Annotated in this window: 21 protein-coding genes and 1 pseudogene; 5 read left to right on the top strand and 17 right to left on the bottom strand. The window is 40.7% G+C overall.

Going from position 1 to position 12,631, the window contains the following annotated elements:
* The first annotated feature begins 48 nt into the window (after positions 1 to 48).
* The gene (locus tag L0P88_RS24190; RefSeq protein WP_409557741.1) at positions 49 to 450 is read left to right on the top strand and encodes a phosphatase PAP2 family protein; all 402 of its coding nucleotides are present in this window, start codon (positions 49 to 51) and stop codon (positions 448 to 450) included.
* An 85-nt stretch (positions 451 to 535) separates the two neighbouring features.
* Here L0P88_RS24190 and L0P88_RS21735 read toward each other — a convergent pair whose 3' ends face one another.
* From L0P88_RS21735 to L0P88_RS24185, 15 genes and pseudogenes are all read right to left on the bottom strand, one after another.
* Positions 536 to 1,054 carry a hypothetical protein gene (locus tag L0P88_RS21735; protein WP_247131978.1) on the bottom strand — a complete coding sequence of 173 codons (519 nt, stop codon included), beginning with the start codon at positions 1,052 to 1,054 and terminating at the stop codon, positions 536 to 538.
* A 12-nt stretch (positions 1,055 to 1,066) separates the two neighbouring features.
* Positions 1,067 to 1,408 (bottom strand): hypothetical protein, encoded by a 342-nt coding sequence (locus L0P88_RS21730; RefSeq protein WP_247131977.1) that lies wholly within the window; start codon positions 1,406 to 1,408, stop codon positions 1,067 to 1,069.
* Between the two features lie 3 nt (positions 1,409 to 1,411).
* Positions 1,412 to 1,585: a hypothetical protein gene (locus tag L0P88_RS21725; protein ID WP_247131976.1), complete on the bottom strand. Its 174-nt coding sequence runs from the start codon at positions 1,583 to 1,585 to the stop codon at positions 1,412 to 1,414.
* A 49-nt stretch (positions 1,586 to 1,634) separates the two neighbouring features.
* Positions 1,635 to 2,159: a YfcE family phosphodiesterase gene (locus tag L0P88_RS21720; protein WP_247131975.1), complete on the bottom strand. Its 525-nt coding sequence runs from the start codon at positions 2,157 to 2,159 to the stop codon at positions 1,635 to 1,637.
* Between the two features lie 30 nt (positions 2,160 to 2,189).
* A complete protein-coding gene (locus L0P88_RS21715; protein ID WP_247131974.1) occupies positions 2,190 to 2,735 on the bottom strand; it encodes a hypothetical protein in 546 nt (181 codons plus the stop codon).
* A 46-nt stretch (positions 2,736 to 2,781) separates the two neighbouring features.
* A complete protein-coding gene (locus L0P88_RS21710) occupies positions 2,782 to 3,366 on the bottom strand; it encodes a nuclear transport factor 2 family protein (protein WP_247131973.1) in 585 nt (194 codons plus the stop codon).
* A gap of 18 nt (positions 3,367 to 3,384) precedes the next feature.
* Complete coding sequence (locus tag L0P88_RS21705) at positions 3,385 to 3,678, bottom strand: type II toxin-antitoxin system RelE/ParE family toxin (protein ID WP_247131972.1); 294 nt, start codon at positions 3,676 to 3,678, stop codon at positions 3,385 to 3,387.
* Positions 3,665 to 3,907 (bottom strand): type II toxin-antitoxin system ParD family antitoxin, encoded by a 243-nt coding sequence (locus L0P88_RS21700; RefSeq protein WP_247131971.1) that lies wholly within the window; start codon positions 3,905 to 3,907, stop codon positions 3,665 to 3,667. Before L0P88_RS21700 ends, L0P88_RS21705 begins: the two co-directional genes overlap by 14 nt.
* A 76-nt stretch (positions 3,908 to 3,983) precedes the next feature.
* On the bottom strand, positions 3,984 to 4,550 hold the full coding sequence (locus tag L0P88_RS21695) for a YdeI/OmpD-associated family protein (protein WP_247131970.1): 567 nt from the start codon (positions 4,548 to 4,550) through the stop codon (positions 3,984 to 3,986).
* Between the two features lie 71 nt (positions 4,551 to 4,621).
* Complete coding sequence (locus tag L0P88_RS21690; protein WP_247131969.1) at positions 4,622 to 4,933, bottom strand: hypothetical protein; 312 nt, start codon at positions 4,931 to 4,933, stop codon at positions 4,622 to 4,624.
* Between the two features lie 139 nt (positions 4,934 to 5,072).
* Positions 5,073 to 6,299 carry a carboxypeptidase-like regulatory domain-containing protein gene (locus tag L0P88_RS21685; RefSeq protein WP_247131968.1) on the bottom strand — a complete coding sequence of 409 codons (1,227 nt, stop codon included), beginning with the start codon at positions 6,297 to 6,299 and terminating at the stop codon, positions 5,073 to 5,075.
* Positions 6,300 to 6,312: 13 nt separating this feature from the next.
* Positions 6,313 to 6,690 carry a DUF1428 domain-containing protein gene (locus L0P88_RS21680; RefSeq protein WP_247131967.1) on the bottom strand — a complete coding sequence of 126 codons (378 nt, stop codon included), beginning with the start codon at positions 6,688 to 6,690 and terminating at the stop codon, positions 6,313 to 6,315.
* A gap of 132 nt (positions 6,691 to 6,822) precedes the next feature.
* Positions 6,823 to 7,623, bottom strand: a complete 801-nt coding sequence (locus L0P88_RS21675) for a hypothetical protein (RefSeq protein ID WP_247131966.1) — start codon at positions 7,621 to 7,623, stop codon at positions 6,823 to 6,825.
* Positions 7,624 to 7,848 carry a hypothetical protein gene (locus L0P88_RS21670; RefSeq protein ID WP_247131965.1) on the bottom strand — a complete coding sequence of 75 codons (225 nt, stop codon included), beginning with the start codon at positions 7,846 to 7,848 and terminating at the stop codon, positions 7,624 to 7,626.
* A gap of 383 nt (positions 7,849 to 8,231) precedes the next feature.
* Positions 8,232 to 8,390: pseudogene (locus L0P88_RS24185) on the bottom strand (helix-turn-helix domain-containing protein); the annotation flags it as partial.
* Between the two features lie 87 nt (positions 8,391 to 8,477).
* Here L0P88_RS24185 and L0P88_RS21665 point away from each other — a divergent pair.
* The 4 genes from L0P88_RS21665 (at position 8,478) to L0P88_RS21650 (ending at position 10,832) form a co-directional block, all read left to right on the top strand.
* Complete coding sequence (locus tag L0P88_RS21665; RefSeq protein ID WP_247131964.1) at positions 8,478 to 8,711, top strand: hypothetical protein; 234 nt, start codon at positions 8,478 to 8,480, stop codon at positions 8,709 to 8,711.
* Positions 8,712 to 8,833: 122 nt separating this feature from the next.
* Complete coding sequence (locus tag L0P88_RS21660; protein ID WP_247131963.1) at positions 8,834 to 9,667, top strand: methylated-DNA--[protein]-cysteine S-methyltransferase; 834 nt, start codon at positions 8,834 to 8,836, stop codon at positions 9,665 to 9,667.
* Between the two features lie 107 nt (positions 9,668 to 9,774).
* The gene (locus tag L0P88_RS21655) at positions 9,775 to 10,494 is read left to right on the top strand and encodes a 2OG-Fe(II) oxygenase (RefSeq protein ID WP_247131962.1); all 720 of its coding nucleotides are present in this window, start codon (positions 9,775 to 9,777) and stop codon (positions 10,492 to 10,494) included.
* Positions 10,494 to 10,832: an Ada metal-binding domain-containing protein gene (locus tag L0P88_RS21650; protein WP_313791581.1), complete on the top strand. Its 339-nt coding sequence runs from the start codon at positions 10,494 to 10,496 to the stop codon at positions 10,830 to 10,832. The genes L0P88_RS21655 and L0P88_RS21650 overlap by 1 nt, the downstream gene beginning before the upstream one ends.
* Positions 10,833 to 10,958: 126 nt before the next feature.
* On the opposite strand, the gene L0P88_RS21645 is transcribed toward L0P88_RS21650, so the two are convergent.
* A complete protein-coding gene (locus tag L0P88_RS21645) occupies positions 10,959 to 11,783 on the bottom strand; it encodes a hypothetical protein (protein WP_247131961.1) in 825 nt (274 codons plus the stop codon).
* Positions 11,784 to 11,795: 12 nt separating this feature from the next.
* Positions 11,796 to 12,617, bottom strand: a complete 822-nt coding sequence (locus L0P88_RS21640; RefSeq protein ID WP_247131960.1) for a hypothetical protein — start codon at positions 12,615 to 12,617, stop codon at positions 11,796 to 11,798.
* Positions 12,618 to 12,631 lie beyond the last annotated feature (14 nt).

Here is a 12,631-nt window from a genome sequence, read left to right as displayed (position 1 = left end):
TGCTTGCCCACCTGGAAGTGGAAAAGCGAACCGATCTGGGATTGACTAATCGAACGTAAGATTCTGGAATATAACCTGGATTCCCTGGAGGCTGCCTTTGCGAATGCAGTTTTTCACACGGCATGCTTCGACGGTATTATTGCCGCCTGGGATGGGAAATACCATTACTGGGGCATCCGACCTTTTCAGTACGATCCTTCTTTCCAACCCATTTTGATCGACACCCCCAATTTTCCGGGTTATCCCGCTGGACATACCACCGTCGCTGGATCCATTGCCAAAGTGCTGGCTTACCTGTTTCCCAGGGATGAACCGTTGTTTCACGAGCTCGCGAAAGAGTGTTCGGAATCCCGCTTTGAAGGAGGGGTGCATTTCCGTACCGATAATCAAGTGGGATTGGAAGTAGGCTATCAAGTCGGGCAACAGGTCATTGACGCATTCACGAAATAAAGAAGTTAAGATAAATTGGAAGGGGTTGATTGTGCATTTGCCAATCGTTTATTTGAACTTTAAAATTGAATAGCTTTAGTTTTCATCAATCAATTTTGGGAACTTTTCTATAGTTGAATCCATACTCCTCTTGAAGCCTATGATTCATGTAATCATCTGGGGGATGAACTGATACCTTTATATTATCATTTTTGGATTTGAGCCATTTTACAAAGTCAATGAACTCGGGCCCATAGGCCACCGTTCTGAATCTTATCGATTCTATTTTCCCCATAAAGTGGAATTTGATCTTATTTATTGTGGGCCTCCTATGGACCGATATGAATTCCAGTGCCACAATGTCCTCATATTGAATCCTTGCTTTAGTACTTTTAAAGATGTGATTGACAACCATGAATTGCTCTTTGAATTCAACATCGATTACCCTGTCCCGAGTGCGAATAACAAACCAAAGTGAAATGAGAGTAGTCACCATTACTACACTTATTTGAGCAGCGATATTTTCAGTTGCAGTTGCCCCAATAAAACCAAAACCGATTATCATTACAACTGATATCACCGAATCTGTAATGTAAAATCTCGAAGAAGAATGGTATTTGCGCATTGGAGGAATCGTTTATTGAGACTTTTCTTTCAACATATTCACGGCAATTGGGGTTTGTCCCCTGTCATAGTTTACAAGTGCTATGGAATAAGTCTGAGTATTGGTAACCAATTCCAGTTGTCCCCTGCCCCTTTTCCAGTGACCAACGCCATGTCCAATTATCAAATCAAGCACGGCTGTTAATATTCCAGTAATCCATGGTATTCTACCCTTTATAAACCTAACACTTTTTAATTGGGCATATTCGGTTTCATCAATTAATACCGCACCTGATTTTCCCACCTTAAATACGTGTTCATAGAACACTATTTCAATCCTGGGGGAAGCTTGTAAAACAAGGATTTCCTGATCCATCGTTTATTTCAACTTTTTTAAATCCATATAACCCTTAATGGCTATTCCTGCACTGGCGAATGAACCCGCAATACCAATGATGATCTGATTGGAAAAAATTAAAAAAATCCCAGCAATAAAACCGCACACACCTATAATCAAACCCGTCTTTGGGGCATTCTGTTGTTTTTTATCCATACATCTTTATTAAATCCTTTATTTAAACCTTGGTAACCGATTTCAAAAGTTAGTAAGCTGTTTGGATGCGATACACTTCCGCTTTTAATTGCGCCGTGTCCAGTAGCAACCATGTTGCAGTGATATCCCTTAAATCCCCTCCATGGTACCCCATAATGGCCCCGGGATTGATCAACAGGGTATTATCCACCATTTCATCGTTTACCATAGTATGGTTATGTCCATAGCACACAATATCGAATCCACCATTATTGGCAATTGCCCTGGCTTTGTTCGGATAGTGGTTCATCGCTAGGGTACGGCCACCCAAGGTACTTTTAAAATATTCCCCATGAATATGAACATTGGAATACTTCATGGAATTGCCTATGATTGCCGCAACATCCCCATCGTTATTGCCCAAAACCATATGAATGGGTTTGGTATATGCCTTACCCAATAGATGTATGATAAACGGGGAACAAAGGTCACCACAACAGAGCATGGCTTCCGTAGCCTGCAGCTGAGGCATGGTCAAGGCTTTTTGAAGGTTCCAAATGTTATCGTGGATATCGGAAATTACAGCAAGCTTCATAGGTGATATTGTTTTTTAAACGTCATGGCATTACTTATTTAGCATTTCGGATGAAGAATTTCCTGTGTTATAGGTAACATCAAAGAAACCATCCCGAACTTGGACCATATTACCTTCAAAATCCTCGGCATCAAACCAGAATGTTCCAGACACTATGCCTTCCACAGAATCAAAAAATAAAATCGTCACCTCACCCCGATGCATATCCGTAGTGGTAAAACGCGTACTTTTTCTTCTAAGGCTACCTTCGGCGGTAGTCCAGCGTTCCGTATCAAATTCAGTCAATTCAAAGGTCTTCCCTTGGAATTCATCTTGATTTACAGGTGCGATGTCCAGTCCTATAAAAACACTTTCCCCATCTACGGCACCATCATAACTTATCTGAAAGAGTAAGTTTCCGGAATCGGGATTGTCCTGGAAGCGAACCAATCGCTTTCTAAAGATGGAATCCGGTCGAGAACCATCAATCTCAAATGAAATACCACCAATACCATCAAAATCCTCAAGACTATCCTGCTCACATTCACAACCTGTAAAAAGTAATAAAATACCAATTAGAAATTTAGCTGAACGCATTCCCATAGGTGTAGCGATCAAAGTCCAAGGTAGAAGGCCGATCAAATCAGTGTATTTGGGGTTGTTGAAAAACAGTTTTGTCCATCTTATACAATTCAATCGCCTTAAGATAGTGTATTGCCCCATCCATGGTCATATCATAGATAAAACCATCCAGGTCGGGGTGGTTCTTTTTAATCCAACCCACCAAGGAATCCCTTTCCTTTTCCCAAATGCTCCAATCGGCACCCGGGCATTCCCCGGATTCAATTCTCGAAATCTTACCGGAATTAAAAGTGATCGTAAACCGGCAGGTCAGCGGGTTGTTTTTTAAAAACGCATAACGCAAGGACTTGGAGGCCACGGTGGCCATGATATGATCACTTTTTTCCTCTAATTCAACTATGGTATAGGAGGTTTTGAATATGGAATCCCACTTAAAAAACGTATAAAAACTTTCATGGGTATATGGGGTGACATAATCTCCGGCAGTAACGGTAAGGGTATCATGGATCAATGCCCTTATTGCCGTATAATCCCCCGAATCAAAGGCGTTGTAATAGGCAGTGACGGTCTCTTGATGGGTTGGTTTCTGATGGTTGCACCCGGTTAGGAAGCACAAAAGTAACAGTATAAGAAAGGCATTTTTCATTGATTGTGTATTTGAACTTTATAGGTGTTCCACAAAATTCATCCGTTTGCCCAAAACCCTTACCACATATATTTCATTTTCAGCATCGAACTCATAAAAAATAACGTGCGCCTTAAAATTGTAAAATTCTAAGGCATTGGAAATGGAGGAAGCATCTTTGGCCAGTTCCGGCCTTTGGGAAAGTTCGATCAGAAAATTCTCCAGTTCCAATAAGTAACTGGCTGCCTGCAATCGACCAAAGTATTTGATGCCATATTTATAAATGCCTACTACATCATATTGGGCCCTGGTGGATAAATTATAATTTGCCATTATCCACTTGTTCAATGATATCACTGATCTTCAATGAACTTTTCCCACTTTGTAATCCTTCGTCTATCGCATTTTTGAGTTCAACCAGCTTCATATGTTGCTGTTGGTCCTGTCTGACCAAATCACGGATATACTCACTGTCATTGGTGAAGTCACCATTTTGAACCCTCAGTTTTATCCAATTGTCCTGTTGATTTGTAAAAGTGATAGATTTTCGAACCGTTTCCACGCAATACATTTTGGTGCAATATAGTTCATTTTCGCACCAATATCAACCCTGAGCTTAGTAGTGCTTGTTATTTATCTTAATAGTATTTATCGATTCCACCAAACCCTTTGATCTTCTTGTTCTCTTTTGTCCTTTCCATAAAGTTGTTCAAGCGTTTGGTAAATTCATCGCCTCTTTTCCTTGCACTATCAATATAGGCAATTCTAATTCGTTTATAGGGCGCTGAGAAATTTTGATAATGCTCCCACACCGTTTGATCCTGTTTTAACTGCGCTATGATATCTTCCGGAAAAACGAATTCTTGTTCAATTATTTCCGCTACTTCCTTTGTAATTGAACTGTGGATCAAGTTGTTTTCAAAGAGCCATTTCAAGCGTTCTATGTTGGGTTGTGAAAAAGACGATTGCTTCCTTCTCCTACAAAATCGCTGAATGGTGGTCTCTTTGTTCAGTGATTTAACGGTACTATCGATCCATCCAAAACAGAGTGCTTCTTCAACGGCGTCATTGTACACTATGCGTTGCTTCCCGGTCTTTTTTAAGGGATATTCCAACCAAATATCATCCCTGGTCTCAAAATTTTCTTCGAGCCACTTTCTCCACTCCTTTCTATGCCTAAAATATTTGGTCACTATGGGGTTCATTTTCGTAACGTTCGTCCTGATCTATGGCACGGAAAAGCCTATGTAGCTGTTTTTTACATTCATTTTTCTAATCAGTAATGTACCCAATAAGATGCCGTTTCCTCCCCGTCGTCCACCATTCTAATTTCAACATTAAATAGTTCAAATTCCAATCTCCTTTTGGTTTCCCTATCAAATTGTTTAAACTCAATTTCCTCAATATCTTTTACAATTTTATCTCCCCTATGCCATTTTTCCTTCACAATTTTTTCAATCAGCATATTCAATTCGGGTGAAGGAACACCATGTTCAGTTTTGTGCCAAATAAATTCTTGTCGTTCCTCAGGGTCACTTTCATCATAAATTGCAATTCCGCTTATGGAATCAACTGTCTCGTTAATCAATTCAATTCTTTCGACTCCGTATAACTTAAGATACGATTTTAAAAAAATCATTCTTTTCGATTCTTGCATTTTGGTTTAGTTAAATTACATACAACACAGCACCAGGTAATACAGAATATCTATAATATGGTAACCCTTGCTATTCCTGAAGTTCCGGTTCATAGTCCAAAGGTAAGGCATGTGCGAATTTTTCATAGGACCAGTATTCTTCATAAAGTACATTCAAGGGTTCTGCCAAAATACCTTCATTGTAGATCAAAATTTTATCGGCCAGTGGAATGATGTTCGAAGTTTGCGGCAGTGCCTTTCGGGGCTTGCTAAAGGGGTTTCTTAAAATATAGCCCTCTTCTTCCTTTTCATGGAGGTAGGTGATCCTCAAATTATCATCAAACTTTAGATAGGTTTTGGCATCCATTTCCTGAACTATATCCGATGAAGCCAAATCCGACTTGTACAAGTAATCCACATATTTTGGGAGCCTTGCTTTGTTTAACGTAAGTACGGCAGAATCCAGTGCGTTTTTGGGGGGACCTATTTTTTTTGAAATGTTTACCCTGACATTGGATGACGCCACTATTTTTCGTGCTTTTGTCAATTCCTCCTCAGTTGGTCTTTTCGGATTCTTCTTTCTTGCAAACTGATGGATGACAAACCCTTCTTCCTGGGCCGTATGGTTGCGCACACTTCTGTAAAAATGTAGTTGGGAACCTTTATACGCCCGCAATCTATTTTTTTCCCATTTCCTATGTTTGTTTTTTCGCCCTGATAATTCCTTGAAATAGGCATACCCAGCATATGTTGTAAGCTTATTTTCTATTGAAAAATGTTCCAGATCATAGCGTATTTCATAGCCCAGGGCTTCATTTTTGATTCGCAGGGTCTTCGTGGCCTGTGCAGTAAGGCTATTTTTTTCCGGATCAAATTCAAAAAACAACACATTAGGGTTAAGAATGGTACAGGAAGTTGAAAATTCACTGGTCCCCAGAAATTCCTTAACAAAAACAGCAAAGTTATGGTTCCATTCCTCATCATTCTGCCGCCCCACTACAACCACTTCATCCAAAGCCAGCTTTTCCTCGGAAAGTGGGAAAAAAAGGGAATCGGTATACGTTGAGGTGTCCAAATCATATTTTACGGTTTTAAAGCCTATGTGGGAAATGACCAATTCATAAACTCCATCGGGCATATGAAGCTTGAACTCCCCATCGCTGTTTGTAATGGTTCCCACCGTAGTGTTATTGAGAAATACCGTGACATTGGGCATTGGTTTTTGGTCAAAATAGACCTTCCCTTCAACAGCTATTTGAGCAGATACGTCAATAAGGGTAACGAATAAAAAAAGGATACTGAGGAATAATGTACGCATAGGATCGGACCGTTCATTCGGATGCCACAAGGGATCGAAACCCTCCATATACCATTCTACTGCCATCAAATATTAGCTTTTTAGGGTCGGTCAATGGGGCAACCAAGGTTGTCATTCTTGGGTCCAGGGGAACCTTTTTGTTGGCCAGGTCGCGTACCGCTTTGGAAGGAAACACCACCCAACCAAATACAATTTCCTCATCATCTTTTGCCGCTACGCTTTCGATAAAGGACTTGGTGCCTTCCAAAAATAAATCGTCACCAACAAATTCAAAGTACGCCAACGCCCCGTATTCTTTCCAAATCTCAGCTACTTTTTTAGCCACCTTTTTGTATTCGTCCAAATGGATGCTGGGAACTGGAAGCACAAAGCCATCGATATAGTTTTTCATGTTGCTATCTTTTGGGTTGACGGCAGGCAGGAATCCAGCCGTGAATCGTTTCTAATTTGAAGTTAACGAATTGCAACTACTTGCCCGGCAATTATACGAGTAAATAATAGCCCTTATTGCGCGTGGTGTTTTTTACTCAACTATCCTTGGGATAAATTCTTCATTTTCCAGAACAAATTCCAAAGTATAATACGTAAAATTTAAATTTTTTATTTCGCTGTATTTCAGAACAAGAATATGTCCATCAATTGGATAATAATTTGAAAGGTTTTCTTTTGTTTTTCCCTCGTCAGATACTTCAGCGTCATCTTTTAGATTTCTTCTTTGCGCGTTAGTTAAGCTTATCGTATCCAAGCCTCCGTCTTGACTTAATTCGTAGTCAACTAAAATTCCATCGTAAATGTAGGATGCATTATTGATTTCAATAACTGCGTCTACAAAGACAAATTCAATATCCTCGACAGTATCCCTTTCTAATGTTATATCTGCCCTTGGAAAATCAAAGAACTCCCCTTTTAGAATATAGTGCCATGAATTTTGAAATCTAAAAAACTTGCGAGTCCTATCCCATTTTTGATTCCTTACGATTTGTTTGGTTAGAAATCCAGTAAATCCGGCTGTAATAAACATCGTTGCGTTGTAAATCAGAATTTTAACTGCATTTTGTTCAATGTTGATGAAGGATGCTCTGCTGGGCTTGGCGGAAACAATGTCTCCAAAAACAAATAAGTCAACATTTTCACCAAACAGTTTGACAAGGTAAAACCATAAGATTTGAAAAAATAAACTGGGCAGAATTGTAGCGATGAAAACTGCAAAGAATGTCTCCCTGAAATATTCCCGAGAAAATTCTTCTGAGTAATAAAACCTTCTAAATACAATTCCAGGAATTAAGAAAAAGAATAAAACTAGCGTGGATAACGCAATATTCATTTATGCGCTTTGTAGTTTTTCGGCCTCTTCTATTTTCCTTTCTGTTTCAACTGATAATTTAAAAGAAGCCTTACCGTCATGCCTTAATGCACGTACTGCTTTGGCAAGTTTTTCTGAATCTTTTCGATTACTTAAAATAATACTCACCCTTTTACTGGTCAGAGGTGGGTCTGACTTCCAAAAAGTAATCTTTCTTTTGTCCGTATGAGTTCTTTTGCTTGCCATATACTCAAAGTTAGCACAAATATAATTTCAAAACGAAAATTTTATCTCAAAAAGTGTATTTCAATACATTACACACAACAGTATGTTAATCTTTTCTAATTTGAAGTTAACGAATTGCAACTACTTGCCCGGTAATTATACGAGTAAATAATAGCCCTTATCGGTAAAAACTGTTTTGACTCGGTATAAGAAAATTACGTCATTTTGAGTGTTTTTGCGCTAGCAAAAATGTATCGAAAAACCTGCCTGCCGGCTGCAGGGCAGGCAAGTAATTTTCTTGCAAAATCCTAATTTCGATACAATTTTTCTTCATTTCATTACGAAAAACCACTCAATTTGACGGATTTTGATTGATAAAAAACTATATCGAAACTCGCGTTACTTCAGAAATCGACCAAATCTTTCATTTTTAATCCCAATGCATCGGCTATGGCCTTTAGCGTACATACGGTCGTATTGATGTCTCCTCTTTCTATGGCGTTTATTTGGCTTCGGGAGACGTTTGATTCATAGGAAAGGTCATAGGTGGAGCTATTCTTTTGAGTTCTGAATTTGTCTCTTTTTTTAAAACCTTATTTAGACCGATATATAGGACTATAAGTCTGGACAATACTTGCGACTTTAGTTTCATGACGAAAATAAGGGATGAAAAGTATTTAAAAGCCTTCGGTAACAGACAAAGCGCTTGTTTATTGGAACGAATTAAGGAAAGTCATGGTTCGCCAGAAAAATTGGCGAAATATCTGGATCGGGGAATCGAGATGCTTTTCTATTTGGAGGAAGATACTTTTGAACGTAGGGAGGTGCAGAACGTTGTATCCGCTATAAGGTTGATCAGCGATTTCCTAAGGGAAGAAAACTGAACTTATCCATACTTTTTGAATTGCCCAAGAAAGTGCTTTTTCAAAAGGTTGACACAAGTGCGCAAGAATCGGGTTTTTAGCGGCTTGCCCATCTCCTACTTTTGGTTGTAAATTTAAAACACATGAATACGCAACAGCAATTAAATTACGATCGAGTGGCCGCGGCCATCCGCTATATCCGGAAAAACTTTAAGGAGCAGCCTTCTTTGAACGCCATTGCCGAAAGTGTACATCTGAGTCCGTACCATTTTCAACGCTTGTTCAGTGAATGGGCGGGCGTGAGTCCAAAAAAGTTCATGCAGCATATTAGCGTGGCGTATGCCAAGCAATTGTTAAAGGAACAGCAGGCCACTTTGTTTGATGTGGCACATGAAACGGGACTTTCGGGAACGGGCAGGTTGCATGACCTTTTTATCAATATTGAGGGCATGACCCCTGGGGAGTATAAAAATGCAGGGGAAAACCTTTCCATCAATTTTAGCTTTGCCGAAAGTCCGTTCGGCAATCTTATTGTCGCCTCCACACCAAAAGGGATATGCCATATGGCATTTAGCAACGATGAGGAAAAAGCCATGCGGGAACTCAAAACACGTTTTGCCAATGCCACCTATCGGCAGGTGGTCGATACTTTACAACAGGATGCACTGTTCATATTTCAGAACGACTGGAGTAAACTCAACCAGATCAAGCTTCACTTAAATGCCACCCCTTTTCAATTAAAGGTTTGGGAGGCCCTGTTGAAAATACCGCATGGACAGTTGACCACCTATGGGGCCATTGCCAAACGCATTAATGCGCCCAAGGCTTCAAGGGCAGTAGGCACCGCCATAGGCAACAATCCGGTGGCTTACTTGATTCCCTGTCACCGTGTGATCAAGGCATCCGGAACCATTGGGGGCTATGCCTGGGGCAGTACCCGAAAAACGGCGATGATCGGTTGGGAGGCCGTCCGGTAAATCAAGGTCATCCATTAGTTAGCTAAATCTTAAAACTGAAGGGCGTAATTCAGGGATTTGCCTAAAAGGCCCGAATAGGACCCCTTTACCCATAAAATACAAGTAACATGAAAGCTGAGACTGTTGAAAACAGCATCCTGGCCCTTGACTGGAATGCCATTGTGGAAGCATTGCACACCAAGGGTTATGCCCTGGTGCCCAATGTGCTGACAGAAGCGCAATGCAGCGACATAACCGAACGCTATGATCAGGATGATCTGTTTCGAAAAAAGGTGGTCATGGAACGCCACCGTTTTGGAAAGGGGGAGTACAAATATTTTACCTATCCGCTCCCCACTATAATCCAACAACTGCGGGAAGCACTGTACACGCCACTGACCAAAATCGCCAATGCATGGATGCAAGCCCTGAAAATTGACGTCAGATACCCGGAAGCACATGAAAGGCTGCGGCAACGATGCCATGAAAATGGGCAAAAAGAGGCCACGCCCCTATTGCTAAAATATGGCATAGGGGGATTCAACACTTTGCACCAGGACCTTTATGGCAATCATTATTTTCCCATTCAGGCCGTTTTCAATCTGACCGCGCCCGACATCGATTTCACTGGGGGTGAATTCGTACTTACCCAACAGGTGCCCAGGGCACAGTCAAAAGCCACGGTGCTCAATCCACAAAAGGGCGATATGGTGGTCTTCGCCACCAATTTTAGACCTGTCCTCGGAACTAGGGGCTATTATCGGGCCAAGATGCGGCATGGCGTGAGTGAACTAAAAAGTGGGGAAAGATATGCCCTGGGGATCATATTCCATGACGCCAAAAGCTGATGTGGTCCCATACCCATCTATCCCCAGAAGCGCTTCGCCAAAAAATAAAGGATGGCAGCGTGACCTTCGGCGGAAACAAAAAACTCAAGATTTATGGCCGACTGAACTGTGGTTCCGGGAAACGAATGAAAAAACAGAACAGGGTATTCTTTAAGGATGAAACGGAAGCCCAAAATTTAGGGTATCGCCCTTGTGGACATTGTATGCGGCTGGCATATTTAAAGTGGGTTCGACATAAGAAAATTACTCTTTTTTCGATACACTTTTGCTATCGCAAAAACACTCAAAATGACGTAATTTTCTTAGATAGAACTTACATTAAATCAAAACAAAAATAGTATGGAATGTGGAATTTCAATAATCCATTAGGGACGATTCCATAGCTTCATAGGGGTCTTTTTTCTGAAACATTCTTAGATATCATCAAATAGCCATGCGAATGTGACCATTGACCATCCATCCCTTTAGCGATCAAGCCATGCCTTTGCTTCCCTCCTATCTGAAGTTGAGGGTTTTTTGTCCTCATCCGAAATTTGAAAAACCTCGTTGTAGTACGTCTTGACCAAATCAGGGTTAAGTCCTTTTTCAATGGCTTCCTTCCGTATGTCACGTATGCGTTTTCTCTGATTCACCTTTTGATAGGTAAAAATCAAGTGCCGGTCATTTTCAATGGGATCAATGGCGAGAATGGAAGATTCATCAACCTCAATTCTCAAAGGTTTATATTCAACTCCCGTAGGGTCTGCACTACCAAGATAATTTCGAATTGAATTTCCTATTTCCAAAACCTCACCATAACTGTCCAGATTTAAATCTGTGGGGGATGGCAATAATTTAAAGATATCGGAATTTGTAATTCCAATACCTGCAATTTCAAATTCTGCATCGGCATATCCCAATTGGGCGGCAGCGGAAACTGCGCCCCAGTTGATATCGACACCAAATTGCGTATTCTTGACCATTATTTTTATACGAAGACCGTACCCCCACCATGTTCCCTTGATAATGTTTTTAGGGTCGGTATCCTTGCTCCTTGCAAGCCTGTATATTATGGAATCATGAATAAATACCGTAGTGTTATGGTTGTTTTCGATGCCTCCAATTGCGGCAATCTCCAACTTGGAGGAAGTGGACAGGTTAAATTTGTATTCTTGTCCAAATTCATTTCTTGCCTTATCAGCGTTTTTAAACGGGACCGGTTTTAAGGGTGTGGAAAGAAAGTTGTCCAGTGTTGCAAATTCCCCTTTCTCATTTAATGAAGGATTTACAGGAATATTGATTAATGCCATTTTCCAGATAGTTTATTCAAGGATTATTTTCTTTGCTTTGGAAATATTACTGCTTATGGGTTTTTCCTCTAAACCGGTAATGCCACATCTGCCGTAGAGATATTGGATAGCGTCTTCATTATAGGGTTCCGATCGCCTTCTGGACAACTTTATGGCATCCCTTAAGGACATTGCTTCAATGATCCGTCTGGCAGCAAAGTAATACGATGGGGCATTTTCCGTTCCGTCCTCTTTAATGGAATCCGATGTTAAAACCCCAATAGCGGACAGTTCCAAATTGGTTAAGCTTTTGGAATACAATTCCTTAAGCTTGTTCACAAGCTTTTGAAACTGTTTAATGGATTGTTGGTTGAATCTTCCAACCTTAGGCAAGGTATCATGGAATTCTCCCGAGGGCAATGCATATATTTTATAGGAATAATTGGCTTCCGCCAGGCCCATTTCCACAGCTGCGGCAATCATACCAAACCCCAAATTGATGGCACTTTTTATCTGGGTTACCTTAAGGTCTATTTGGATGCCCAGGCCAAAACGTTCGGCAATGATCGAAGTATCAGTTCCCTTTGTAAACCGATGCCGATCGGAAAAAGCACCGGCAAAATAACGGAATTCCAAATCATCGTACTCCCCATCCCCCTTAAAATAAGGCGCTACGCTGATTGAGGAGGAAACATTTCGGTTAACCTGTTTTTGATACACCCTAAACTCCGAAAGCTTAATGTCGGGATCGGAAAGATTGACACTTTCACTCTTTAGTTCGTTCACCCTGGTCTTGAGCGCAGTATCCAGCAATTGGACATTTACTTCTTCCAGTGATTGCCATTTTGTTGCCATATAGTTCGTAAAAA

It is taken from the genome of Muricauda sp. SCSIO 64092 (genome assembly GCF_023016285.1).
In the GTDB taxonomy this organism is placed as follows: domain Bacteria; phylum Bacteroidota; class Bacteroidia; order Flavobacteriales; family Flavobacteriaceae; genus Croceivirga.
This window is presented reverse-complemented; position numbering and strand designations above follow the sequence as displayed.

Coding starts and splice junctions, on each gene's coding strand:
- L0P88_RS21655 (WP_247131962.1), top strand. CDS start 9,775: ATGAAAGCTGAGACTGTTGAAAACAGCATCCTGGCCCTTGACTGGAAT.
- L0P88_RS21680 (WP_247131967.1), bottom strand. CDS start 6,690: ATGAAAAACTATATCGATGGCTTTGTGCTTCCAGTTCCCAGCATCCAT.
- L0P88_RS21645 (WP_247131961.1), bottom strand. CDS start 11,783: ATGGCATTAATCAATATTCCTGTAAATCCTTCATTAAATGAGAAAGGG.
- L0P88_RS21715 (WP_247131974.1), bottom strand. CDS start 2,735: ATGCGTTCAGCTAAATTTCTAATTGGTATTTTATTACTTTTTACAGGT.
- L0P88_RS21710 (WP_247131973.1), bottom strand. CDS start 3,366: ATGAAAAATGCCTTTCTTATACTGTTACTTTTGTGCTTCCTAACCGGG.
- L0P88_RS21665 (WP_247131964.1), top strand. CDS start 8,478: ATGACGAAAATAAGGGATGAAAAGTATTTAAAAGCCTTCGGTAACAGA.
- L0P88_RS21705 (WP_247131972.1), bottom strand. CDS start 3,678: ATGGCAAATTATAATTTATCCACCAGGGCCCAATATGATGTAGTAGGC.
- L0P88_RS21650 (WP_313791581.1), top strand. CDS start 10,494: ATGTGGTCCCATACCCATCTATCCCCAGAAGCGCTTCGCCAAAAAATA.
- L0P88_RS21675 (WP_247131966.1), bottom strand. CDS start 7,623: ATGAATATTGCGTTATCCACGCTAGTTTTATTCTTTTTCTTAATTCCT.
- L0P88_RS21720 (WP_247131975.1), bottom strand. CDS start 2,159: ATGAAGCTTGCTGTAATTTCCGATATCCACGATAACATTTGGAACCTT.
- L0P88_RS21725 (WP_247131976.1), bottom strand. CDS start 1,585: ATGGATAAAAAACAACAGAATGCCCCAAAGACGGGTTTGATTATAGGT.
- L0P88_RS21730 (WP_247131977.1), bottom strand. CDS start 1,408: ATGGATCAGGAAATCCTTGTTTTACAAGCTTCCCCCAGGATTGAAATA.
- L0P88_RS21685 (WP_247131968.1), bottom strand. CDS start 6,299: ATGCGTACATTATTCCTCAGTATCCTTTTTTTATTCGTTACCCTTATT.
- L0P88_RS21670 (WP_247131965.1), bottom strand. CDS start 7,848: ATGGCAAGCAAAAGAACTCATACGGACAAAAGAAAGATTACTTTTTGG.
- L0P88_RS21640 (WP_247131960.1), bottom strand. CDS start 12,617: ATGGCAACAAAATGGCAATCACTGGAAGAAGTAAATGTCCAATTGCTG.
- L0P88_RS21735 (WP_247131978.1), bottom strand. CDS start 1,054: ATGCGCAAATACCATTCTTCTTCGAGATTTTACATTACAGATTCGGTG.
- L0P88_RS21660 (WP_247131963.1), top strand. CDS start 8,834: ATGAATACGCAACAGCAATTAAATTACGATCGAGTGGCCGCGGCCATC.
- L0P88_RS21695 (WP_247131970.1), bottom strand. CDS start 4,550: ATGAACCCCATAGTGACCAAATATTTTAGGCATAGAAAGGAGTGGAGA.